Here is a 23,225-nt window from a genome sequence, read left to right as displayed (position 1 = left end):
GCATGCATCAAAAATTAAGCGTTGCCAATATTCGTCAAACTCAACAACCGGGCGGTTTCTGGTTGTTGACATTGGAGTTGGAAGAACCGACTTCCGTACCGGGTGTTGTCTTCTATTTCGAAGATCACGCTGAAATCTCGCTCACTCTGTTTCAAACCCAGTCGAACAAATTACAACTGCTCAGCATGAAAGCTTTGCCGGATGAATGGCTGGCTTCAACGCAAACCGCTCTATTGGTTTCGGAAGAGCCGACGATTACATTGCCGATTGAAACCCGTTCCGATCAAGCAACGTTATTATTGGGAAGTGATCTTGGAATCGCCCCTCTCTTGATGCAGGCAAGGCTGAAAATCCGTACTCAGGACGAAAAACCCTACTTGGCTTTACTGCATGCTACAGCGGGATTCCCTTTTGTGATTAAACCCGCACAATACATGCTGCCGGAACTTCCGCCCGAAGCCATCGGAAGCTGTCCTTTACTGGAAGACTGGAACATCCCCAATCGTCTAGCAAGCGATTTAGGATTACCGGGCTGCATCGACGGCGGGTTAGAGGAGCTGTTCAAAATCTGGTTGGAAAGCGAAAAACGCTTACGCGAAGCGACGGAAGAATCCATGCCGCACAAAATCACCCATTTGAATTGGCAGATCATTGCATTCCTTACACAGGAACAGCTCAGCGCTTGTAAAGCGCTCTGCCAGCCTTATGACTGGGTAAGCTTTAACGGCGTGACGGTTGCATCCGTTTAACCGGAAACGCCAATCACGACCGCTAAATGTTGTTTTATTCGTTTAAGTTTTGCACCGCCGCGGCATGTTTGGCTAAAGACCTCGCCAAGGTTTCAACCTGAACAACCGCATCCAATAACGCTTTCGCCTCGGATGAACCGATAGCCGCTTCAATCAATACTTCAAGCTCTTCAAAGTGCTCGTCACCAATCACGGCAACTTGTTCTTCGCTTAGCATCTCCTTAAAACGCTTCACAACATTTGCCGCGTGGTCTTCGATTTTCATATTCATATCTGTTTCCTTTTTCAACTGAATCTCATCACCTTACTCACGATTCACAAACCCATTTTTAATCGTGCTGAAAAATATCTTCACCCGCACTCACAATCAGAGGATCCGGCTTGCCGATCACCGCTTCATCCTTGCCTTCATAGGGAATCATATTCAAAACGTAACGCATGGTTTCCAAACGAGCGCGCTTCTTATCGTTTGACTTAATGACCGTCCAAGGCGCTTCGGTGGTATTGGTGTAGAAGAACATATCTTCCTTCGCCTTGGTGTATTCTTCCCAACGGTCTAATGACGCCAAATCCATCGGGCTCAATTTCCACTGTTTAAGCGGGTCATGCTTACGCGCATTAAAACGTCGCAGCTGCTCTTTTCTGCCGACGGAGAACCAAAACTTCATCAGGCGAACGCCGTCTGCCGTAATCATGCGCTCGAATTCAGGTGCCTGATGCATAAACTGCATGTATTCAGGCGGCGTACAAAATCCCATTACGCGCTCAACACCCGCACGGTTGTACCAGGAACGGTCAAATAATACGATCTCTCCTGCCGTCGGTAAATTCTGGATATAACGCTGAAAATACCACTGCCCTTTTTCAATCTCGCTCGGCTTATCCAAAGCCACCACACGTGCACCGCGAGGATTGAGGTGCTCCATAAAACGCTTGATAGTTCCACCTTTTCCGGCCGCATCACGCCCTTCGAACAACATCACAATCCGTTCGTTTTTCTCTTTCACCCAGCGCTGCATCTTCAACAACTCTATCTGCAATAAGCGCTTCTGTTCCATATACTCTTTAAAAGGCAGTTTATCCTCGTAAGGATAATTACTTTCACTCGATTTCACTTTTTTCATCCGCACCTCCATGTATCCATTCTCTCTGATTCGTTCTTTTCAGTATACGCCCCTAGACATCGCATCTGAACTCGTTCCGGCCAAATAATTGACCTAAAACAATTTCAATAAGTCTTATACGGTTTTGGTGCCATGCACTTCATGCCCAAGATAAAACAGAAAAAGTATAATGGCCACACGCTGCACACAAGAAAAGTGCATTCCGATATAGATTTTGCATAAGAGGTTTGACAATGCCCGCTGAATTAATCAAACGCTACGAAGAAGTTTTACACCGCATAAAAAACGCCGTCGCAGATGCAAACCGTGCCGACGATTCCGTCTCGTTATTGGCGGTCAGTAAAACCAAACCGATTGAGGACATTGAAGTACTTGCCGAACAAGGGCAAAAATCTTTTGGCGAAAACTATCTACAAGAAGCTCTGCAAAAGATCGCCGTACACCCCGAACTGGATTGGCATTTTATCGGCCCGATCCAATCCAACAAAACCAAACCGATTGCCGAACACTTTAATTGGGTTCACAGTGTCGATCGATTAAAAATTGCGCAACGACTCAGCAACCAACGTCCGCAATCCATGCCACCGTTGAATATCTTATTGGAAGTCAACATCAGCGGTGAAAGCAGCAAAGCCGGATTCACCCCACAGGAATTAATGGAGGCCGCTCCCCAAATAGCCTCCTTGCCGAATTTAAATCTGCGCGGGCTGATGGCCATTCCTCAAGCCGCCACCGACTTTGAGAGTCAACGCATTCCGTTTGCCAAAATGAAAAATCTGCTCGACGAACTGCAACAACAGTTACCGGACTGTCGAATTGATACCTTATCGATGGGAATGTCGGGAGATTTGGAAGCGGCTATTCTGGAAGGGGCAACGATTGTACGTATCGGAACCGATATTTTCGGCGCGCGAGATTATTCGAATGCGCATTAAACAAACAAAATAAACCCGTAAGAACCATCTCAAAAAGGCGGATTATATTCAACACCGCATAATTGGAAAGCTCTGCTCTTGAAGGGGAAGTAACCAAAAGAAATTTTCGGACGTCTAGAAAGAGGAAAACCGGAACAGCAAGCTGATTCCGGCCCGATCTCCTTTTTGAACCATTTAAAATCGTACCTTGATCAAGTCCGATCGTTAAACGGCAAGGGCGACTTATTCGACTCTGCTCTATGGCAAAACTCGTCGCCTCTCTAATTTAAGTTATCGGCTCATTCCGAGCTTTCTACAGCTTTTTCTTTCACATTTTCTGTGGATTTTTCGCTATTTTCAGGCAAATCAATCACTTGGGATGAGGTTTTTTCTTCAGGTTGTTTTACACCCTGATTTTGACCGGCCCACTCGGAAAGTTGGTCATGGAATGCACGCAAACGCTCTAACCAGCCCTGACGGTCTTCTTGATCCGGAAAACGCTGTTCGGCCACTTTCGCCATTAACTCATCCACAAAGTTCTGTGCATTCTCAAACTGTTGATCCAAACGTTCCACCGTATCTTGCCATTTCTGCAAATAAGGCGGCAGATCGGACATCGAAACACCGTACGCTTCAGGTGTCTTTTCCCCATCTGCATCCGTCGCGGAACCTTGGTTTTGCAAAGCTTCGTACTGAGCCATTGCCGCTTGTTTATAACTGGTCGAAACCGCCGTCGTCTGAGTCAAATTCAACTGCATGCCCGACAATTGCTCGGAGTCGATATTCAACTCCATCGCTTTTTGCAAAGCAGCCTCGACATTGCCGCCGTAAAAATCGTTCGCCAGGCTGTCTACCTGCTCGAACACCTTAAAGACCGCCTGCAATTCATCCTCGTTCAGTTCGCCGTCAACCGAAAATGCAAGGCGCTCTTCAAACGCAGTCATTTCCATGGTTTCACGACTTTCAAAGTAGCGAACGCCTTGCGGCCCTTGTTCAGCCTGCTGCTGAACACGCTCGGATTGATACTGAGCGTAAAGCTGACGGAAGTCGACCGAAACCGTATCGCCCTCACGCGTGGTCAGTTGCAAACTCATGGTTTCACTGTATTGATAAGCTTGTTCGATCTGCTGCATTCTGGCCGCCGCCATTTTCGCCTGATCGGAAGTAAATACCGAATCCTGCGGCGTTTGACCCGCGCTCTTTAAAGCATCCGCTTTTTGTTTGGCCTGAATTAAATTACTAAGATCCGACGAATCTTTCTTATCCGTTTTACCGTCGTCGAACAAACGGTTGAGAAGCGAATTGGGCGTGATGGAATTCAACATAATAAACGACTCTTTTCTGGTTTAAGTAAAACGCTTGCGCGGTTTATATTTTTTTATTTTTTATATAGTTTGAATGGATTATCGGCCGCATACGCCAAAACTTTAAAACGATCCCCCTCACACTTGATTTGCATCAAAAATAATACGGTTTTTTTTGACTGCGATAATTCATAGTGCTGTAATAATCGAACTCCCTTCCCTATTTATCAGCAGGAAATCTCGACTTATGCGTAGTCAAATACTCGCCAGCCCCTCCTTTTTCAAGTCCCTGGCCTTGATGTTTATTGCCCTGACTCTAACCGCTTGCGGCGGAGGCGGCGGAGGCGGTGACGACACGAGCGATCCTTCTGCGATTACCATATCGATTGCCGATGCCCAGGCTTTGGATACCACCACCAGCTTAGAAGTTGCCGTGACGTTATCCCAAGCAAGCACTGAAACCATCTCGGTTAACTACGCAACGGCCGACTCCACCGCATTAGCCGGACAAGATTACACCGCAACAAGCGGAACGCTTCAATTCACGGCCGGTACGACAACTCTCGATATTCACATTCCGCTGATCGAGACGCGAGACACCTCAACTTCCAAAACATTCTTTATCAACCTCAGTTCGCCTACTAATGCGACGATAGCCGATGCACAGGCGGAAATTTCGCTGCTAGATCCGGTCCACAGTTCCATGTTCAACAACCCGACTTACATTTCTACATGGGGAACTCGCGGCGTATTCACCGATGCCGCCACCTGCGCTAGCTGCCATACGGGAAGTACAACGGCGGTGCCAACCGTTATGATTTCCGGCGGCACCGATGTCAGTCCTGCGACTCAGTGGAAGCACAGCGTCATGGCTCACTCGCTAAACGACCCATATTACAATGCCGTGGTCGAAGAAGAAGTGCATATCTTCCCAGACAAGAAAGTCTTTATCGAAGACACCTGTCTAAGATGCCACGCACCAATGGCATCGACTCACGCTCACCAAACGCTAATCGGCCTTGTGGATGACCCGACCGGATTATCACCTGACGGCGGTTACCCTTTTGCGACTGCAATTACCGAACCGCATGCGCGCGAAGGGATTTCATGTACAACCTGCCACCAGATTCAAGATCCGACCCTGGGCTCCGGCACACCCGAAGGAAACCTGCTTTCCAGCATGAGCGGACATTACACCATCAAATCCGCAGACGACAACGGCGTAGTCGATCCGAGTATCTTCGGACCGTTTGTCAGCCCGATGGGTAATGCGATGCAAACGCAAACTCAATACACGCCTGAATATTCAGCCCACATCCGTGAATCGGCGATGTGTGCCACTTGTCACAACCTTTATACGCCGACCCTGGACTTAAACGGCGACCCGCATTTGGTTGACGGCAAAATCGCTCAATTCCCGGAACAAACCCCTTACTGGGATTGGCTGAACAGCCAGTATTCGGATCCGGCCACAGGTAAAACCTGTCAAGCCTGCCACATGGCGCCGCCGGAACCTAATTACACAACCCCAATCACCACCAAACCGACGGGGGCCACCATCAGACCGAGCGGCAGCGATTCCGCCGACAGCGTATTCTCGGTTCACGAGTTCGTCGGCGGCAACAGCTATCTGTTAGGGCTATTGAGTAAATACATGGTGGAACTAGGAATTTCCGATAAAACCACTACGGCCGGTTTCGACCAGAAAATCGCCCAGTCGAAGAGCATGCTGGCTTCCGCGGCCGACGTTGCCGTTAGTGCTTCTTTAAGCGGCAGTACCTTAAGCGTTCCGGTCACGATCACCAACTTAACCGGGCATCGTTTGCCGACCAGCTTCCCGTCACGACGCATGTGGGTACACCTGACCGTGACCGACACGGATACCAACACAGTGGTTTTCGAATCCGGTAACGTCGATGCCAACGGCCAATTGGATAAAGATGCCAACTTCATCAACTATAAATGTATGGCGATCGAGAAAACCGATGCGACTTTCGACTATACAAGCTGCTATGAACCGCATCACGACATCATCACCGACCCGTCTCAGGTTCAAATTTACGAGCCGGTTATGGGCGATCTCAATGGCGACATTACCCATGTTCTATTGCATGCCGATACCTACTTGAAAGACAACCGACTTCCGCCGATCGGCTGGAAGTTGGCAAACCGCCATCCTAACCCGGTCACTCCGGGGCAGTATGACGACGACGTTACCGGTGCGGCCACTGCAGATACGAACTTTGCCACAGGTAAAGACGTTGCGGGTTCGGACGGGAAAGACACAGTCACTTACAATGTCAACGTAACCGGCCGTGAAGCCGCCGCGTTCCGGGTCGACGTCGAATTGCTGTACCAAAGCATTCGTCCTAGTTTCGTATACGGCATGCATGCCGACGATGCCGAACACGGCGGCATTGACGGCGACAGCTATGTACGTCGCTTCAAATATATGTACGAAGAAACGCCTCCAATCCCTGAAGTGTTAGGCACCGCGACTACCACATTTGCCCCATAGGATTGAAGCGGCCCATTTGACTTGAAAACACCGCTCTTATGCGGTGTTTTTATTTCAACCGACACACAAAGTTCGAACCGACCCGTTCATTTTCCCACCCACTTTTCAAATCCTGCAAAGCATCTGCCGGCTTAGGCTATTTTTTAAGCGTTTATCCTTTATAATAAGCAACATTCTAACTTTGAAAAACGGAACACTTCGGTTATGCAAGCAACCCTCTGTTTTATCGGTGCAGGCAATATGGCAAAAAGCCTGATTGGCGGTTTAATCGCCAGCGGTTATCCAAAAGATAAAATCATCGCTGCCGACCCTACACAAGCTCAGCGCGACAACCTGACTGCCACTTTCGGCATCGTCTGCTTCGCGGAAAATAACGAAGCCGTCCAGCAAGCCGACGTGGTTGTGCTGGCGGTTAAACCGCAGATACTGCAAAACGTCAGCAAAAGCATTCAAGCCGCAGTTCAACAAAAAAACAGTCTGATTATCTCGGTTGCCGCAGGCATTCGTACGGGCGACATCAACCGTTGGCTGGGCGGTAATCTTGCAATCGTGCGCACCATGCCCAATACCCCTGCCCTGATTCAAAGCGGCGCAACCGGGCTATTTGCCAACGAACTGGTTAATAATGAACAAAAGAATCAGGCCGAACACATTATGCGGGCTGCCGGGTTGACCATCTGGGTTCAGGAAGAGTCTCAAATTGATGTCGTCACCGCGCTTTCCGGCAGTGGACCGGCTTATTATTTCTTGTTCATGGAAGCCATGGAACAAGCTGCACAATCGATGGGACTGGATGCGAAAACGGCACACCTATTGACGATGCAAACTGCGTTGGGCGCAGCGAAAATGGTCATGGAAAGCAGTGACGACTGCGCGACGTTGCGCAAAAATGTAACTTCGCCGAACGGTACCACCGAACAAGCCATCAATACCTTTGAAAACCAAGGATTGCGTGAAATGGTCGAAAAAGCGATGCTCGCGGCCAAAAACCGCGCCGAAGAACTAGCAAACGAATTAGGAGATGACGTTTAACATGGAAACTCTCAGCTCACCGGTCGGTCAAGGCGGCCTCTATTTACTTCAATTTGTTGTCGGCTTAGTCATTTTTGCTTTAATGCTGCGCTTCTTATTGCGTGCAACGCATGCCGATTGGCGTCACCCGATCGTCCAGTTCATCGCCAAAGTCACCAATCCGCTGTGCGCGCCTGTCAACAAAGTTCTATCGACCCGCGGGCGCTGGGATTGGGCAGCGATCATCACCGCATTGGTGATTCATGCGATTTTCGTATGGGGTATCGGCATGTTGACCGGACGGGAATTCGGCGTGATTGCCATTGCCTTGGCAGCGGTAACCGAAATCATGAACCAACTACTCGACATGATGTTCTGGCTGATTATCATTCAAGCCATCCTTAGCTGGGTTTCGCCCGGTTACAACCCGAACATGGTGATCTTCACCCAATTAACGCAACCGATATTGGCTCCGTTTCAAAGACTCGTTCCTCCTATCGGTGGCATGGACTTATCGCCGTTGGTCGCCATTTTGGCAATCAAACTATTTCAAATTGTCGTGGTCGGTTCTCTTGCCCAAATCGCGCAAGGGTTTCTGTAAGCTTAAAATAGGATAAGGATGAATTCGACGATGAATCAAACCACGGAAATCACCACGCCGCAGATTTTAAAAATCGACACGCCGCTTGAGATGGTCAGCGGCAGTACGTTGCCGGAATACGAACTGATCTATGAAACCTACGGCGAGCTGAATGCGGATGCGTCCAATGCGATTTTAGTCTGTCACGCACTCAGTGGCGATCACCATGTCGCCGGTGTGGATGCAGACGGCAAGCCAGGCTGGTGGAACGGTTACATCGGACCGGGCAAGCCCATCGATACCAACCGTTTTTTTGTTGTTTGTTCCAACAATCTGGGTGGATGCCGCGGGAGTACCGGCCCAACCAGCATCAACCCAGAAACCGGCAAAGTATACGGCCCGGATTTTCCGATCGTCACTTGTCGTGACTGGGTCAACAGCCAAAACGAACTGCGTAAACATCTTGGCATCGATCAATGGGCCGCTCTGGTGGGCGGTTCCATGGGCGGAATGCAGGTCTTGCAGTGGGCTATCGACTATCCGGACAAATTAAGACATGCCATCGTGATTGCCGCCGCACCGAAATTATCGGCGCAAAATATTGCTTTCAACGAAGTGGCGCGACGTGCCATCATGTCCGATCCGGACTTTCATGACGGGCGTTTTATCGAAGCGAATACCACACCAAAACAAGGTTTGGCTTTAGCGAGAATGCTGGGGCATTTAACCTATCTTTCCGACGATATGATGGGAAGCAAATTCGGTCGCGAACTTCGTGAAGACAAATTGCAATATAACTATGAAGTCGAATTCCAGGTTGAAAGCTATCTGCGCTATCAAGGCGAGAAGTTCGCCACCAAGCAGAACTTCGACGCCAACACCTACTTGCTGATGACCAAGGCATTGGACTATTTTGATCCGGCCGCGGAATTCGACCACGATTTAACCCAAGCGCTTGCACAGGCTACCGCTAAGTTTCTGGTTATTTCATTCACTTCGGATTGGCGTTTTTCGCCTGAACGTTCTCACGAAATCGTTAAAGCCCTACTCGATAACGATGCCGACGTCAGCTATGCGGAAGTCACTTCGAAACACGGCCATGATGCGTTTTTACTTCCGAACGAACATTATGAAGGCGTCTTCGCAGCTTATATGCAACGCATCGTAGATGAATTATCGGCCACTTCACCTAAAACCGAGATACAACCATGAGCGCAACAACTTTACCTATTTCACCGGAATTCAAATTGATTTCTGACTGGATCTCCCCTCAAAGCCGCGTACTGGACTTGGGTTGTGGTGACGGCAAGTTACTGACGCACTTGATTAAAACTCATCAAGTGACCGGTTACGGCATGGAGATCGATCCGGATAAAAACATCGACGCGATTAAAGCGGGCATCAACGTCATTCAAAGCAATTTGAACAACCACGACATTTGCCACTACTTTGATGAAGATTCTTTTGATTACGTCATCATGACGCAAGCCTTGCAGGTAGTAAAACGCCCTGACGAACTGTTGGACGACATGCTCGCCGTCGGAAAGCAGAGCATCATCACTTTCCCGAACTTCGGTCATTGGAGAATGCGTGCACAACTGGCTTTCCGCGGTCGCATGCCGGAAACCGAAACCTTACCGTATCATTGGTATGACACACCCAACATTCACCTATGCACCTTCAATGATTTTGAAGACCTGTGCGAATCCAAAGGAATTGAAGTGGTCGAACGTGCCGTGGTCAACTCCGAACATCGTAGTACCTTAGGCATGAAGATTGCCCCGAACCTGCTAGGCGAAATCGCGCTTTACAAGGTTCAGAAAAAGGCCTGAAAACGTCCACAAAAATGGCAAACTCAAGGAATGCAAAACTAAATACCTTTGCATTCCATACAGTTAAGCACTTTTTACAAATGAAAATAAATATCATTTAACTTGTGATTAACGATTGGGTTTGCTATCCTACTCAATCGTAAACAAAATAATAACAATTATCATTTAATTATGCATGCAAATCCTAAACTCACGACTTTAGACCATTGCCAAAGAGGTCAAACCAGTGAAATCACCGCATTACAAGGTGATTTACAAATGAAAATGCGTTTGATCAATTTAGGTTTTCACACCCATAGCATTGTCAAACTGGTGATGACCCGTGGTCAAAATTTGGTCGTGTGTGTCGATGGAAGCCGCTTCGCAATCGATAAAAAAATTGCAGAAAACATTCAGGTAGAAATACTGTCATGACCGTTCTAAAAAAGAAAATTAAATTTAAAAAGAACGCCCAACAGTCGACGCATGCCTACCAGATCGCGTTGATAGGCAGCCCCAACTGCGGTAAAACCACGCTGTTCAACCGCTTAACGGGTTCGCAACAAACTACGGGCAACTGGCCCGGAGTCACGGTCGAACAGAAGTCCGGATTTCTCAACATCGGCGATACCCACTTTCACCTCATGGATCTGCCCGGTGTCTATAGTTTGGAAAGCTCCAGCCACACCGGCCTGGATGAAAAGGTCGCCTTGGATTATTTACAATGCCAGCCGGCCGACCTGATCATCAATGTCGTCGATGCGACCAGCCTGGAACGTCAATTGTTCCTGACCGCCCAACTATTGCATATGGGCTTACCGGTCGTGGTCGTGCTCAATCGCATGGATTTATTGAACGAACGTCATCTGGAAATTAACTTGGAGGCGCTTTCGGAATCGTTGGGCTGCCCGGTGATTCCGGTTTCCGCGTACTTCAACCAGGGCATCGACGAACTTAAACAACAGCTTCCGTCCCTTTTGAACAAAAAGTCGGACCTCCATTTCGATTTGCCTGAAACCCTGCATAAATCCGTACATTCCGTGCGCGACTTACAAGAGCAGCCCGATTCGGATTCTTGCTGGAAAACCCTGCAAATGCTCATCAAACCGGAATCGGCTCCGCTTGAACTGAGAAGCTTCTGCGCCGCCGAAAAAACCAAATTGGAAGAGTTCTATCAGGAAGATTTAGCATTGATCTCGGCGGATCTATATTTCCAATTCGCACACGATGCCAGCCACGCCAGCTTGGTTCATACCGATCGTTTCACCCGAAACACCACAGACCTATTGGATCGTTGGATGCTGCATCCAATCTGGGGACTGCCGATATTTCTGGTGATCATGTATCTTGTGTTTGCACTGTCGATTACGGTCGGCAACACTTTTATCGATTTCTTTGACTTGGGAGCCCAAGCAATTTTTGTCGATGGCCCGACCGCCATTCTGCAATCGCTCAATGCCCCTAGCTGGTTAATCGCCATCCTGGCCCAAGGGATTGGTAGCGGAATCCAGGTGGTAGCCACCTTCATTCCCGTTATCGGCGCCCTGTTCCTGCTCCTCTCCATTCTGGAAGAGACCGGATACATGCAGCGTGCCGCCTTTATCATGGACGGTTTGATGCGCCGTCTCGGTCTGTCAGGGCAAGCGTTTATTCCGCTGGTTGTCGGTTTCGGCTGTAACATTCCCGCCGTACTTGCGTCTCGAACGTTACCCGACCATCGCGACCGCATCATGACCGTAATGATGACGCCGTTTATGTCGTGTAGTGCACGACTGACGGTCTATGTCATGTTCGCGACGGCCTTCTTCGTCAATAACGCCGCCCTATTCGTGTTCTCCCTATACGTCGCCGGCATTTTGGCTGCGGTTTTAACCGCCCTTCTGCTTAAGCACACCCTATTGCCGGGCGAAGCGAAACCGATGCTGATGGAACTGCCGATCTACCACAAGCCGGCCCCGTTAAATGTGCTCCTTAACACCCGCAACAAACTGAAAAGTTTCATCCTTGATGCCGGTAAGGTGATCGTGATCGTGGTGCTTGCCCTGAACCTTCTTAACAGTCTGGGAACGGATGGCAGCTTCGGGCATGAAAACCGCTCCGATTCGGTATTGAGCAACATCGCACGTGCCGCCACGCCGATTGTGGAACCTCTGGGAATCACCGAAGAAAACTGGCCGGCCACGGTCGGACTGATTACAGGTCTGTTGGCCAAAGAAGTCGTCGTCGGTTCTCTCGATTCTCTCTACCAAAACATGGACGAACCTAATCCGCCGGAAATTCCGGAGTCGTACGACTTTATTGCCGCCATGCAGGAAGCCTTTGCCACGATTCCTGCCAACCTGCCGGGCATCGTTACGGACGTCAACGACCCATTGGGCTTACAATCGATTGAAAATATCGAGGACAAACAAGCCATCGCGGATGAACAGGGGTTCACCTTGACCACATTGGAAAAAATGGCAAAATATTTTGACGGCCAGGTCGGCGCTTACGCTTACCTTTTATTGGTACTACTCTATTTCCCGTGTGTCGCCACCTTTGGTGCCATCAAACAGGAATTAGGTTGGCGTTGGGCTCTGTCCAGCGGTAGTTGGAGTTTGTTCTTGGGTTACAGTGTCGCCGTCGGTTTTTACCAAATTGCCAATTTCGGAAAAAATCCCGAAACGGCAACGATCTGGCTGACGGTTATTAGCTTAGGGTTCTTAGGGCTCGCTCTGACATTACGCAAAGTCGGGCAATCCTATTCATCCAAAAAGGTGCAATCCAGGGGGTAGAAATGCTTCTTCTTGACATCAAACGCTATATTAAACAGCATCATGAAGTCAGCCTGTCGGATATTCAAAACCGCTTCGACCTGAGCGAAGATACCGTCAAAGGCATCATGACACCGCTGATCAATCAAGGCCACATTCAGGTTTTGAGCGCTGACGGCTGCGCATCTGGAAGCTGCTCTAGCGGCTGTTCTCAAGCCAAGGGTAGCGAACGCTACCTTTGGCGTGATAAATGCTTTATATCCCTATCAATTCCCATACAAGTTATATAGAATGGGAGAGCGTTAATACGATTCAGGGGCATCGTTAGAGCATAATGAACAGATGGTTTAGAAAAGGAAACTCGAGGCGTTTTTACCGGATTGACATGCCGGTTCGGCATTATATTGTACCGAGCTCTCCAATCAACGACCGTCAAATCTATGCCACCGGTGCCGATTACTTTCCTACCAGCTTTCAAAATAAAGTCGCGGTTGAAAAGTTCAGCGCTCAAAGCTGGGTAAAACGCGTACAAGAGCATTCAGCCATCATTCAGCAAATATTCAATGAAATCTTTGAATATATCGACTTCTTCGGCAAGTGCGCCCACTCCATTGCAGAAGGACGCAATCCGCGTTTAAGTTCCGAATACTGGTCACGTGTAAACCATCACATGGAAGGGTTTCAAAGTGCGCGCATGATCGAACCCTCTTCTCCCAAGACCTACCAATACATCAAAATGATCGAGGAAAAATACCTGACCTTTTTGAGAAACATGGTTTGGAGTCTGGAAAATTCGACACCGAGCGATTTTGCGGTTCAGGGACACTTACCGACCGGTTTTCAATTAGACGAAATGATTGGGGCTTTCCAGTCGCCAAAACTGCAAAAAATTCCGCTGGTGCAATCCCTTTTGCATACGGCTGCGTATCTGGACTCCTATTTGGAAGGCTATCGCCAGATACATGAAGACAACTATTTAAAAAATTTCCCGAAAGAGTGGAAAGCCAGCATGGCCAATATCAGCGCCAGCGGCATCGCCGTCAATCTCGGAAAACGCTTCCCGCTGTACTCGCACGTCGATGTCTACCTCTATTTTCCGGTGGACGACAGAGTACTCAAATTTAACGGCAGCATTGTCGACATCCGCACCGACGAAAAGAAGCACCAGGAACGCATCGCCATTAACTTTGAATTCCCCGACGGCAACCTTCAAGATTATCTGCAAATCCAAATTCAGAAACAAGAAGTCAAAGAATGCATGGACATCGTTTTATAAACGAAAAATTGAAAACCGATCACTGGCCTATATTCAGTGAAATTTTAAATTAAGGAAACGTCATGCCCGGTAGCAGTCACGAAATAGATCCAACCTTTATGGATGACCTTGCACTCTCCTTACGCGATCCCGCTTTGGATCTGATTCGTTTCTCCACCCTGAAAGAAATGATCACCATGCGTAAAGAAGGGCCGACGAAGTATTATTCGGAGAAATACGGTAATCTCAGTCATGACCAGTGGCAGACCGTTTTAAATGCTGTAATTTTGACAAAAATCAGTTACTTCCAAATTTCCGAGCACTTTCCCAACGCCTATATCGACAAGCTCATCGAAATTGCCGCCTACGCTTTTCACATGCAGGGCTGCAATGAATTGGATCTCTACCAGGCGATGATGCAGAACCACCCGATGTTTGCCAACTGGATCAAAAAATGTCTCGTGGTTAAGCAGCAGAAAGCGCGGAAGAATGCGGCGAAAGCCAGTGCTTAAGAAACTGCTAACGTCCTTTAATGCCCTGCATCTCTTTACAAGGACAGCCCTCAAACGCATAAGCCGCACCGAAGCCGCGAACATACCGCCCGCGGACGACAACCAATTTAAAACAGTGAAAATCGGGCAAGTTACGCAACACGTCAACCACCTCTCCGAAATTCGCCGCAAACCGATCTACAATCTCTTGCCATTCGACTGAACCGGAATCCACTCTGGAAACCTGTAACTGCATACCGATACGTTCCCGGGCGAATATCTCCGGCGTTTCGTTTTCATCCGCTAAGAGCAAACCGCTCACCAAACCCGTAAAGTTTGAATCGCCGGCATTTTGTGCCAAACCGGTCAAATTGAGGAGGTTTTGCGTATGTGCCGACAACTCACTGACAAAAATTGCCAATTCGCCCGCATTAGCCACCACAAACGGCATCACGCTGGTTTCCAACTCACCTTGCGCTGAAATCGTACTCAACACCAGGCTTTTACGGCTATCTAAAAATTGTTGGCAATCTTGCGAAACGCTCATATCAATTCACTCTTTGAGTTTCAAAACCCGTTTTAACCAAGCGGCAATGTCTGCAATCTCTTCGCCGCAAACCTGATGCTGCATCAAATAGGTATGCCATTCAATGTGATAGCCTTTTCTTTCCAATGCCAACTTGGAATGCTCTGCCACGGTTAGAGGAATCACTTGATCGTTTAAGCCATGCACCATCATAATCGGCATCTGACGGTGCATATAAAACTGCTCATACATCGGACAATATGTCGACATTGCCAGTATGCCGGCCAATTCCTGCTCATAACTCAATGCCGCATGCAGAGCGATCAAGCCGCCTTGAGAAAACCCTGCCAAAACGATACGATCGGCCGGTATGCCGGCGGCGATTTGCTGACTGATCAAATCGTACACTTGATAACAAGCCACCCGGATACCCGCAGCATCCACATCCCCCATGAAATCCAACGAACGGATGTCGTACCAGGCACGCATACGCATACCGCCATTAATCGTCACATCCTGATGTTTTGCATGCGGAAAGATAAAACGCACACCGTGGTCGATCGGTAACTGTAGTTCCGGAACGATACCGACAAAATCATTACCGTCGGCGCCCAAGCCGTGCAGCCAAATTACGGCCGCATCGGCTGGTTGCATAGGTTCGATGATAATTGGCTGGTCATCTTGCGGTTCTTGCATTGTTCTTCTCATATTTCTGCTAAAATAAGGCTCATTTTAACGGTTTAAATTGAGTAATACAGTAAAAATGCCTGCTTCCAATTTCAGCTTAAAAAACCAATTATCCGTGCGTACGCTGACCCGAAAATTATGTTTAGTCGGTGGCTTCGCAATCTTAAGCCTGTCACTGAGCGGCTGCGGCAAAAAAGGTCCGCTCTACCTACCCGATCCGGATGAACAGGCGCAAACGGAAACCGCGACTCAATCTACAAAGAATTCACAACAGGAAACGCAATGACACAGCCTTTTCAATACAAAAACCAGACCCTTTTTGCTGAAGGCGTCAGCCTTGAGAAATTAGCCGAAGATTTCGGCACGCCGCTTTACGTCTATTCCAGAACCGAACTGGAAAAGCGCTGGAAGGCGTTTGACCAAGCTTTTGGCAATCAACCGCACTTGGTCTGTTATGCCGTTAAAACCAACTCAAACATTGCCGTGTTAAACGTATTGGCTAAACTGGGCGCCGGTTTCGACATCGTTTCCCAAGGTGAATTAGAACGTGTTTTACGTGCCGGCGGCGATCCGTCGAAAGTAGTATTCTCCGGCGTGGCCAAGCAGCCTAAAGAGATTGAACGTGCGTTGGAAGTCGGCATTCGCTGCTTTAATATCGAATCGCATGCCGAATTAGATCGCATCCAAGCCGTAGCGCAACGTATGGACAAGATCGCCGATATCTCGATTCGCGTGAATCCGGATGTCGACGCGAAAACCCACCCTTACATCTCGACCGGCCTGAAAGACAACAAGTTCGGCGTTGACATCAATACGGCACCAGAACTGTATGCGGATGCTTGTGCCTGTTCGCACGTCAACCCTATCGGGATCGACTGCCATATCGGCTCGCAGCTGACGGAAATCACGCCGTTTGTCGATGCGTTGGAACGTGTATTGGCGCTAAAAACGCAACTGGCCGAAATCGGCATCGACATTCACCACCTAGACTTGGGCGGCGGTCTCGGAATTCAATACACCGACGAAACGCCTCCGCCGATTCGCGATTACATCCAGGCATTAATCAACAAACTGGATGACGACAACGTTGAAGTCATTATCGAACCGGGCCGCGCCATTGCAGGTAATGCCGGCGTACTGTTGACGGAAGTGGAATTCCTTAAACCGACCGAACACAAAAACTTCGCCATTATCGATGCGGCAATGAACGACCTAATCCGTCCGGCACTCTATCAGGCCTATCAGGAAATCCTGCCGGTCTCGCCGCGTGAAGACGGTACGGATGCAAAATGGGATATCGTCGGACCGGTTTGTGAAACCGGCGACTTTCTTGGCAAAGATCGCCAGTTAAACCTTAAGGCGGGTGATCTGTTGGCGGTCATGTCATCGGGTGCTTACGGTTTTACCATGAGCTCCAACTACAATACGCGTCCGCGTGCGGCGGAGATTATGGTACAGGACGATCAAGCTTGGTTGATTCGTCCACGCGAAACCTACGAAGACTTGATGGGCTCCGAACAGCTGGTTGGCGACAGTCAATCGTAACGGCTTATCCAGAGTACTATGACAACGCTAACGTTAATGACCGGTTTCTTGTCCGGTCGTTAACGTACCAAGCCATTAACAATCAAACCCGAACCCATCTATACCATCGACAAACCTAAAGTTTGCCGGTCGCCTGCCAAAGATGCAAATCCGCCAACTGCTTAGAGCTCGGAAGACTGTTCTCTTCACCTCTTACCCGCAAAATTTCACTGTGATCAAGATCCGGATCACGATCGATCAAAGCCGCCCATAACTTGCCGTCGTCCAGCCAGGCAATCAATATCCCGGATCTCGAATCGACTTCTTGAAGATAATCGGTTATCCAGGCATGTTGCTGTTTGATGCTAAGCTGAATCCAATCACCCAATTCGCTCAAAACCTCAAACGGCTTGGACGAAACCTGTAGTCTATCGATCAACGGCGCCATGCTCCCCTCATCGCCATCCAAAGCGCTTTCCATAGCGACATTCAACCAGCTCTGATAGATTTCAGTCACCTCGATCAAATATCGGCTGTTGCCGATGCGTGCTACTTCGTTTTCCGACAGCCCTAGATTTTCTGCCAACCGGTACGCGTCTTCCAGCAAGGCAACCATACTCTGACACTGCATCGGCCGACACGGCAATTGCGCCAACGCTTGATGCAAACGGCAACCGATCAACTCCGGGAAACGCGCCGCCAACGACAGTGCCATCGAATTAATCCGCGGCAACGATTGCAAGGCCTGCAAACGCCGATCATCCATTAAGCAGACCTCGACCTGCTCGGCAATCTCTTGATTCACCCAGCGCAATCGCAAATTTCGCAGAAATTTAACCGTCTCTTCCTTACCCGGCCAACCCACCTGAGCGGCAATGTCCACGCGTTTCCCGGCCAGCAAAGCGACGATTTCAGGCTCCTCCAAGCCCGACGAAATCAATCGCCAAGCCAATAAAGGCGCATGATCCAGTAATTCCAGAATCTGGGGATATTTGCCGCAATAGTGGAGTAAGGTTAGCTGATGTGTCGGGAACAGGGCGCAACTGTCGGAGACCCACTTGGGAATCTGTTTACGCCAGTAAGACAACTGGGAATAATTCGACCACTCAAATACCATAAGTTCGATCGGATAATCCGGAATCGGCGACGAATCCAGCATCATGCGATCCCAACTCATCACCTCAATCACACCGATAGAAGGCACTTCCTTACGACCGTCGATCCACAATGTCTGTTCAACTTCATCCCAGTAACACTGTTTAGCAAGTCGTTGTTGTGCTTGTGCTTTTGGGGAGGACGGAAGCAGTTTATGCTTCAAAATAGGTTTCCCGAATTTTTAAAATTTCCGGCAGCGCCGCAATAAAACAATCCACCAACTCCGGATCGAAATGCTTGCCTTTCTCTTTTCCAAGCAGGTCGATCGCCTTTTCAACCGGCCAGGCTGCCTTATAAGGACGTTCGGAAGTCAGGGCATCAAAGACATCGGCAATCGCAACGATACGACCCTCAATCGGGATGGCCTCTCCCGCCAAACCATGAGGATATCCGCTACCGTCGTATTTTTCATGATGCGTAAGTGCGATCTGATAGGCGACTTTCAGAACTTCCGACCTAGAATCTTCAAGAATCTTGGCTCCGATCAAGACATGATCCTGCATCGCCTGATACTCATCCGACGTCAATTTTCCCGGTTTCATCAGAATGTTGTCGGACACGCCTATCTTGCCGATATCGTGCATCGGCGACGCCAACTCAATTAAACGCGCACGCTCCTCGTCCAAACCGAATTTTTTTGCGATCCAATAAGAGAACAGACTCACACGTTTGACATGGTTTCCGGTTTCATTATCGCGATACTCGCCTGCCCGTCCTAAACGCTGCACGATTTCCAGATTAGCGTCGTTTAACTCTTTGGTTCTCTCTTGTACCTTTTGATCCAGTTCCTGATTCTGCTCCTGCAACCGCTTGCGCAAAAACCAATTTTCCAACTGTAACTCAACTCGTTTGACCAATTCATTCTGATCGAACGGTTTCATCACATAATCGTTACCGCCGGAATTCAATGCCTTATTACGGTTATCCTGATCATTCTGCGCGGTTAACATAATCACCGGCGGCTTATAAGTATCGATGAATTTTCGACAGATCAGAGACAAAACCCCAAAACCGTCCAGAACCGGCATATTGATATCGAGAAGAATCAAATCAACCTCATTTTCGGTAAGAATCTGATTCACCATCAACGGATTGGAACAGGTGATGACATTAGCAAAATCCCTGCTCTCGAACACATCCTGAATCAGTTCAAGATTGACTTCTTGATCGTCAACAACCAGAATTTGCGCCTGTCGTAGAATTTCTTTTGAGACCATATTAATCAATCCAAATTTTGCAATAATGACATGACCTGTTTCACATCCATCGGTTTGGTCAGATACCCGTCAAAACCGAGTTGCATTCCATATTCGATTTCGTGCGCCATCGCTTTTGCCGTCAATGCATACATTTTAGTCCCTTTATCGATCAAGGCCTGAATTTGACTCAGAGCCTTAAATCCCTCTTCGCCTCCCATACCGGGCAGATCCAGGTCGATAAAAATACAATCCGGTAATAGTTCTTGAGCCTTTTCGATGCCGATTTCCGCCATTGGTGCAATCGTCAGTTCAAAGCCGTCCAGCATTTCGATAACTTCACTCATCAACTGCATATTCATCGGATTGTCTTCAATATACAACACCTGTTTATTGTGAGGAAGTTTGACAATCTTCTCCTGACTGCTTGAATCCGCAAGCAAGCCCTGAGTAAAAATTTGTTTCTGTAAAGAGGCCAAGTCGTATTCATCGTCCTGATCGGCCGGCAATTCAAACCAGAACACGGAACCTTCGCCCTCGACACTGTTAAAACCGATCTCTCCGCCCATCAAATGTACAATTTTCTCGGTGATACTCAAACCGATCCCGGTGCCCTCAATGGTTTTGCTCTCAAGCCCCAAGCGGTTAAAGGGCTCAAACACCTTATCTTGCTTGTCGGCGGCAATTCCGATTCCGGTATCCGCAACACTCACTCTAAACATAGGCTGCGATCCATTTAGCGTTTGTTCGCAATGAATCTGCACCTCACCGTCCGGCCGATTGTACTTGATTGCATTTGACAAGAAATTAAGCAGCACTTGTTTAACTCGGGTTGAATCGGCATACACATCCTGATTGCAATTTTCCTGCGACACATGACTGACCTGAATCCCGCTACGCTCGGCCATCGGCTGTATCGTCGACAAAGAACTTTCGATAACCGATTTCATATTCACCCGATTCAACGTCAGTGACAAAGACCCCGTTTCAATTTGGGAAAGCTCCAAAACCTGGTTGATCAATTCCAACAAATGTTGTCCGGATTGACGAATATTCTGCAACTGTCGAGCCTGTTTGTCCGTCAGTTCGGAATTTGCCAACAATTCGGAAAATCCTAGCACCGAATTCAGCGGCGTTCTCAATTCATGACTCATACTCGACAAGAATTCCGACTTGGCACGGTTGGCCGATTCCGCTTCCTGCTTGGCTTTTTCCAGTTCGGTTAATTTCTGCTTAAGCGCTTCTTCAACGTCCTTAAGTTCGGTGATATCGATCGCTGAAACCAAAATACCCTTGACGCCCCCTTTCTCGTCAAAAATAGGGAACTTATCGGTTCTCACCCACATCTTTTTATGCAAGGTTTCGAACGGCTCAACAATACCGATTTTAGGCTTTTGACTTTGAATAACTTCCAAATCCGCCTGGTAATAAGATTTTGCGGTATTCGGCCACAGCTCTTCACTACTCTTTCCTTCCATCTCGAAAGAAGGCAGCCCAAACCATTTCGCCGCAGTCGGATTGGCTTTGATAATGTTATTCCGGGTATCCTTATAGAGAATCATCGCCCCGACCGAATCCAGCAGTAACTGCCACTCCAGTTCGCTCGCTTCCGCTTGCAGTTGCGCTTTTTTCAAACCGGTCACATCAGTTCGGATCGAAATAAAATGCTCGATTTCATTATCTTGGTTAAAGATCGGTTGAATCGTTGATTCCACCCAATATAAATCGCCCTGTTTATTGCGGTTACAGATGGTGCCGTGCCATGTCTCACCGTTAACAATCGTGTGCCAGACTTCTTTGAAGAACCCCTTCACCTGAAGGCCGGAATTCAATATCGCATGATCTTCTCCAATCAACTCTTCCAAAGTGTAGCCGGAAATTTCAATGAACTTAGGATTGGCGGAAATGATCGTTCCGTAACGGTCGGTTTTGGACACAATTGCATGATTATTGACCGCAAACATATCTCCCCACGTATTGGTGAGAAAATCACTTGAATAGCGGTCAAGCAACCCGTCGTCTTTGGTTAAATTATCAATCGCCGTACGCAGAATAGGCTTAAGCTGATTGATTGCAACGTCTTCGTTGAAAGCGTCCCCCATAATCAAGGGGTAACATTGTTTAAACGCATCCCGTGCTTCTGCAAAGTGCTGCTGAGCCGCCTCCGGCAATGCTTCAAACAACTCCGAAGCCATTTTCAACTGAGTTCCAAGCGCATTGATCAAACGCGGCTTAGGCGAGTTGAAACAGGCCAACTTATCGCAAATGATGTCGATGGCATAGACTTCATTAGCAATAAAATTGGGAACTTGGTTGCCTGTTTTCATCTGCATTCCTTAACTTGTTTCAACCGTCGGCGATCAATCTACCAACTCTGCGACACTTTGAAGAAAAACGACTTCAAATACTCGGTTTCAGGAATGGCCGGGTGAACCGGATGATCGGGTCCCTGATGCCCTTGGTCAAATAACTGTACCTGACGATCGATATGCCTCGCGGCAGACTGTACCTGAGTCAGAAGATGATCCCTGCTCATGTGATGCGAACAGGAAGCGGAAACCAAAACACCGTCGATTTCCAATAATCGCATCGCGATTTCATTAATGCGTCGATAACCTTCCGCGCCCTGCTTTAAGTCTTTCTTACGTTTTACAAACGCCGGAGGATCGACGATGACCACGTCAAACTTGTCCGCCTCCAAACGCAATGCATTCAGCACGTCGAATGCATTTCCTTGAATAAGGGTCAGCTTGTCGGACACGCCGTTCAAGGCCGCATTACGCTCAACACCGTCCAATGCCGATTCGGAAGCGTCCACACAAGTGACCGACTCGGCTCCGGCTACGGCCGCTTCGATACCCCAACCACCTAAATAACTGAACACGTCCAATACGCGCTTACCCTTCACCAAATCTTGCAGACGTTTACGCGCCATACGATGATCATAGAACCAACCGGTTTTTTGGCCGCCTTCGACCGGAATTACAAATTTGGCACCGTTCTCGACAATCACGATCTCTTCGGGCAAGCTACCTACGGCGACCTCTTCATACAGCGGCAACCCTTCCAGCTCGCGGCTCTTGGTGTCGTTGCGCAACACGACCGCCTGCGGATGATATAAATTCTCCAAGACCTGGACGATATCGTCTTTGACCGCTTCCATACCGGCTGTCGTGATTTGCACCACAAACACATCGCCGAAACGATCGATTACCAAGCCCGGCAAGCCGTCACTTTCGCCGAATACCAGGCGGTAATAAGGCTCGTCAAAATTCAGTTCACGCAAAGACTGGGCAGCCTGTATACGACGTTTTAAGAACTTTGCATTCAATTCGACTTTGGCGCTACGGCTTAATAAGCGCGCACAAATCAAGGTATTCGGATTGACATACCCCATCCCCAAAGGCTTTCCGTTTGCAGCCTCGATGATTACCTGCTGTCCCGCCTCAAAATCTTTCAACGGAGTGACATGGTTATCCACCTCATTGCTGAAAACCCATAAATGGCCTTGTTTGATTCGGCGCTCTTCATTTTTCTTTAATCGTAAACTGGCTAACATTATTTTTATGCAACATCACTTAAAATTTCATGGACTAAAAACACAACATGCACCGCTCGGGTGCATGC

At 48.4% G+C, this 23,225-nt stretch carries 23 protein-coding genes; 14 read left to right on the top strand and 9 right to left on the bottom strand.

The features are described 5' to 3' along the window. The first annotated feature begins 2 nt into the window (after window positions 1–2). Complete coding sequence (locus ABY044_RS01780; protein WP_373017525.1) at window positions 3–749, top strand: hypothetical protein; 747 nt, start codon at window positions 3–5, stop codon at window positions 747–749. Window positions 750–783: 34 nt separating this feature from the next. Here the strand turns inward: ABY044_RS01780 and ABY044_RS01775 are convergent, their stop codons facing one another. Together ABY044_RS01775 and ppk2 are read right to left on the bottom strand one after the other, a co-directional pair. Continuing rightward, window positions 784–1,020 (bottom strand): hypothetical protein, encoded by a 237-nt coding sequence (locus tag ABY044_RS01775; protein ID WP_373017523.1) that lies wholly within the window; start codon window positions 1,018–1,020, stop codon window positions 784–786. 58 nt (window positions 1,021–1,078) lie between these two features. After that, window positions 1,079–1,873 (bottom strand): polyphosphate kinase 2, encoded by a 795-nt coding sequence (ppk2, locus tag ABY044_RS01770; protein ID WP_373017521.1) that lies wholly within the window; start codon window positions 1,871–1,873, stop codon window positions 1,079–1,081. A 233-nt stretch (window positions 1,874–2,106) separates the two neighbouring features. On the opposite strand from ppk2, the gene ABY044_RS01765 reads away from it, so the two are divergent. Next, entirely contained in the window at window positions 2,107–2,808 is a 702-nt protein-coding gene (locus ABY044_RS01765; protein WP_373017518.1) for a YggS family pyridoxal phosphate-dependent enzyme, read from the top strand. A gap of 278 nt (window positions 2,809–3,086) precedes the next feature. Here ABY044_RS01765 and ABY044_RS01760 read toward each other — a convergent pair whose 3' ends face one another. After that, window positions 3,087–4,112, bottom strand: a complete 1,026-nt coding sequence (locus tag ABY044_RS01760) for a hypothetical protein (protein ID WP_373017516.1) — start codon at window positions 4,110–4,112, stop codon at window positions 3,087–3,089. Between the two features lie 226 nt (window positions 4,113–4,338). On the opposite strand from ABY044_RS01760, the gene ABY044_RS01755 reads away from it, so the two are divergent. The 10 genes from ABY044_RS01755 to ABY044_RS01710 all read left to right on the top strand — a co-directional run bounded on the left by ABY044_RS01755 (window position 4,339) and on the right by ABY044_RS01710 (window position 14,531). Continuing rightward, window positions 4,339–6,609, top strand: a complete 2,271-nt coding sequence (locus tag ABY044_RS01755) for a Calx-beta domain-containing protein (protein ID WP_373017514.1) — start codon at window positions 4,339–4,341, stop codon at window positions 6,607–6,609. Window positions 6,610–6,813: 204 nt separating this feature from the next. After that, a complete protein-coding gene (gene proC, locus ABY044_RS01750; RefSeq protein ID WP_373017512.1) occupies window positions 6,814–7,641 on the top strand; it encodes a pyrroline-5-carboxylate reductase in 828 nt (275 codons plus the stop codon). A gap of 1 nt (window position 7,642) precedes the next feature. Next, window positions 7,643–8,221 (top strand): YggT family protein, encoded by a 579-nt coding sequence (locus ABY044_RS01745; protein WP_373017510.1) that lies wholly within the window; start codon window positions 7,643–7,645, stop codon window positions 8,219–8,221. Window positions 8,222–8,251: 30 nt separating this feature from the next. Further along, complete coding sequence (locus tag ABY044_RS01740) at window positions 8,252–9,412, top strand: homoserine O-acetyltransferase (protein WP_373017508.1); 1,161 nt, start codon at window positions 8,252–8,254, stop codon at window positions 9,410–9,412. Window positions 9,413–9,429: 17 nt separating this feature from the next. After that, window positions 9,430–10,032 (top strand): methionine biosynthesis protein MetW, encoded by a 603-nt coding sequence (gene metW, locus ABY044_RS01735; RefSeq protein WP_373017726.1) that lies wholly within the window; start codon window positions 9,430–9,432, stop codon window positions 10,030–10,032. A 171-nt stretch (window positions 10,033–10,203) separates the two neighbouring features. After that, a complete protein-coding gene (locus tag ABY044_RS01730; RefSeq protein WP_373017506.1) occupies window positions 10,204–10,446 on the top strand; it encodes a ferrous iron transport protein A in 243 nt (80 codons plus the stop codon). Continuing rightward, window positions 10,443–12,785 carry a Fe(2+) transporter permease subunit FeoB gene (gene feoB, locus ABY044_RS01725; protein ID WP_373017504.1) on the top strand — a complete coding sequence of 781 codons (2,343 nt, stop codon included), beginning with the start codon at window positions 10,443–10,445 and terminating at the stop codon, window positions 12,783–12,785. The genes ABY044_RS01730 and feoB overlap by 4 nt, the downstream gene beginning before the upstream one ends. 2 nt (window positions 12,786–12,787) lie before the next feature. Further along, window positions 12,788–13,054: a FeoC-like transcriptional regulator gene (locus ABY044_RS01720; RefSeq protein WP_373017502.1), complete on the top strand. Its 267-nt coding sequence runs from the start codon at window positions 12,788–12,790 to the stop codon at window positions 13,052–13,054. A gap of 95 nt (window positions 13,055–13,149) precedes the next feature. Continuing rightward, a complete protein-coding gene (locus ABY044_RS01715) occupies window positions 13,150–14,040 on the top strand; it encodes a PilZ domain-containing protein (RefSeq protein ID WP_373017500.1) in 891 nt (296 codons plus the stop codon). A gap of 62 nt (window positions 14,041–14,102) precedes the next feature. Then, entirely contained in the window at window positions 14,103–14,531 is a 429-nt protein-coding gene (locus ABY044_RS01710) for a hypothetical protein (protein WP_373017498.1), read from the top strand. 7 nt (window positions 14,532–14,538) lie between these two features. On the opposite strand, the gene ABY044_RS01705 is transcribed toward ABY044_RS01710, so the two are convergent. Then, entirely contained in the window at window positions 14,539–15,057 is a 519-nt protein-coding gene (locus tag ABY044_RS01705) for a HugZ family protein (protein ID WP_373017495.1), read from the bottom strand. Window positions 15,058–15,063: 6 nt separating this feature from the next. Beyond that, a complete protein-coding gene (locus ABY044_RS01700) occupies window positions 15,064–15,732 on the bottom strand; it encodes an alpha/beta hydrolase (protein ID WP_373017493.1) in 669 nt (222 codons plus the stop codon). 49 nt (window positions 15,733–15,781) lie between these two features. Between ABY044_RS01700 and ABY044_RS01695 the strand changes: the two genes are divergently transcribed. After that, a complete protein-coding gene (locus ABY044_RS01695; protein WP_373017491.1) occupies window positions 15,782–16,009 on the top strand; it encodes a lipoprotein in 228 nt (75 codons plus the stop codon). Beyond that, window positions 16,006–17,268, top strand: a complete 1,263-nt coding sequence (gene lysA / locus ABY044_RS01690) for a diaminopimelate decarboxylase (protein ID WP_373017489.1) — start codon at window positions 16,006–16,008, stop codon at window positions 17,266–17,268. Before ABY044_RS01695 ends, lysA begins: the two co-directional genes overlap by 4 nt. Window positions 17,269–17,383: 115 nt before the next feature. Here the strand turns inward: lysA and ABY044_RS01685 are convergent, their stop codons facing one another. From ABY044_RS01685 to ABY044_RS01670, 4 genes are read right to left on the bottom strand one after another with little or no spacing between them, the layout of a single operon-like run. Then, complete coding sequence (locus tag ABY044_RS01685; protein WP_373017487.1) at window positions 17,384–18,565, bottom strand: hypothetical protein; 1,182 nt, start codon at window positions 18,563–18,565, stop codon at window positions 17,384–17,386. Then, window positions 18,555–19,619: an HD domain-containing phosphohydrolase gene (locus tag ABY044_RS01680; RefSeq protein WP_373017485.1), complete on the bottom strand. Its 1,065-nt coding sequence runs from the start codon at window positions 19,617–19,619 to the stop codon at window positions 18,555–18,557. The genes ABY044_RS01685 and ABY044_RS01680 overlap by 11 nt, the downstream gene beginning before the upstream one ends. A gap of 5 nt (window positions 19,620–19,624) precedes the next feature. Further along, on the bottom strand, window positions 19,625–21,925 hold the full coding sequence (locus ABY044_RS01675; protein ID WP_373017483.1) for a PAS domain S-box protein: 2,301 nt from the start codon (window positions 21,923–21,925) through the stop codon (window positions 19,625–19,627). A gap of 38 nt (window positions 21,926–21,963) precedes the next feature. Next, window positions 21,964–23,160, bottom strand: coding sequence for a class I SAM-dependent rRNA methyltransferase (locus ABY044_RS01670; RefSeq protein ID WP_373017724.1), 1,197 nt, complete (start codon window positions 23,158–23,160; stop codon window positions 21,964–21,966). Window positions 23,161–23,225 lie beyond the last annotated feature (65 nt).

This window comes from Thiomicrorhabdus sp., assembly GCF_041583835.1.
Classification (GTDB): Bacteria; Pseudomonadota; Gammaproteobacteria; order Thiomicrospirales; family Thiomicrospiraceae; genus Thiomicrorhabdus.
The sequence above is the reverse complement of the archived record's forward strand: the minus strand, read 5'-3'. Positions and strand labels throughout refer to the sequence as shown.

What these genes read in the sequence shown, in the direction of transcription:
- ABY044_RS01705 (WP_373017495.1), bottom strand. Translation starts at nt 15,057, where the DNA reads ATGAGCGTTTCGCAAGATTGCCAACAATTTTTAGATAGCCGTAAAAGC.
- lysA (WP_373017489.1), top strand. Translation starts at nt 16,006, where the DNA reads ATGACACAGCCTTTTCAATACAAAAACCAGACCCTTTTTGCTGAAGGC.
- ABY044_RS01760 (WP_373017516.1), bottom strand. Translation starts at nt 4,112, where the DNA reads ATGTTGAATTCCATCACGCCCAATTCGCTTCTCAACCGTTTGTTCGAC.
- ABY044_RS01775 (WP_373017523.1), bottom strand. Translation starts at nt 1,020, where the DNA reads ATGAATATGAAAATCGAAGACCACGCGGCAAATGTTGTGAAGCGTTTT.
- ABY044_RS01745 (WP_373017510.1), top strand. Translation starts at nt 7,643, where the DNA reads ATGGAAACTCTCAGCTCACCGGTCGGTCAAGGCGGCCTCTATTTACTT.
- ABY044_RS01710 (WP_373017498.1), top strand. Translation starts at nt 14,103, where the DNA reads ATGCCCGGTAGCAGTCACGAAATAGATCCAACCTTTATGGATGACCTT.
- ABY044_RS01730 (WP_373017506.1), top strand. Translation starts at nt 10,204, where the DNA reads ATGCATGCAAATCCTAAACTCACGACTTTAGACCATTGCCAAAGAGGT.
- ABY044_RS01780 (WP_373017525.1), top strand. Translation starts at nt 3, where the DNA reads ATGCATCAAAAATTAAGCGTTGCCAATATTCGTCAAACTCAACAACCG.
- ABY044_RS01720 (WP_373017502.1), top strand. Translation starts at nt 12,788, where the DNA reads ATGCTTCTTCTTGACATCAAACGCTATATTAAACAGCATCATGAAGTC.
- ABY044_RS01755 (WP_373017514.1), top strand. Translation starts at nt 4,339, where the DNA reads ATGCGTAGTCAAATACTCGCCAGCCCCTCCTTTTTCAAGTCCCTGGCC.
- ppk2 (WP_373017521.1), bottom strand. Translation starts at nt 1,873, where the DNA reads ATGAAAAAAGTGAAATCGAGTGAAAGTAATTATCCTTACGAGGATAAA.
- ABY044_RS01715 (WP_373017500.1), top strand. Translation starts at nt 13,150, where the DNA reads ATGCCGGTTCGGCATTATATTGTACCGAGCTCTCCAATCAACGACCGT.
- proC (WP_373017512.1), top strand. Translation starts at nt 6,814, where the DNA reads ATGCAAGCAACCCTCTGTTTTATCGGTGCAGGCAATATGGCAAAAAGC.
- ABY044_RS01765 (WP_373017518.1), top strand. Translation starts at nt 2,107, where the DNA reads ATGCCCGCTGAATTAATCAAACGCTACGAAGAAGTTTTACACCGCATA.
- ABY044_RS01740 (WP_373017508.1), top strand. Translation starts at nt 8,252, where the DNA reads ATGAATCAAACCACGGAAATCACCACGCCGCAGATTTTAAAAATCGAC.
- feoB (WP_373017504.1), top strand. Translation starts at nt 10,443, where the DNA reads ATGACCGTTCTAAAAAAGAAAATTAAATTTAAAAAGAACGCCCAACAG.
- ABY044_RS01700 (WP_373017493.1), bottom strand. Translation starts at nt 15,732, where the DNA reads ATGCAAGAACCGCAAGATGACCAGCCAATTATCATCGAACCTATGCAA.
- ABY044_RS01675 (WP_373017483.1), bottom strand. Translation starts at nt 21,925, where the DNA reads ATGAAAACAGGCAACCAAGTTCCCAATTTTATTGCTAATGAAGTCTAT.
- ABY044_RS01680 (WP_373017485.1), bottom strand. Translation starts at nt 19,619, where the DNA reads ATGGTCTCAAAAGAAATTCTACGACAGGCGCAAATTCTGGTTGTTGAC.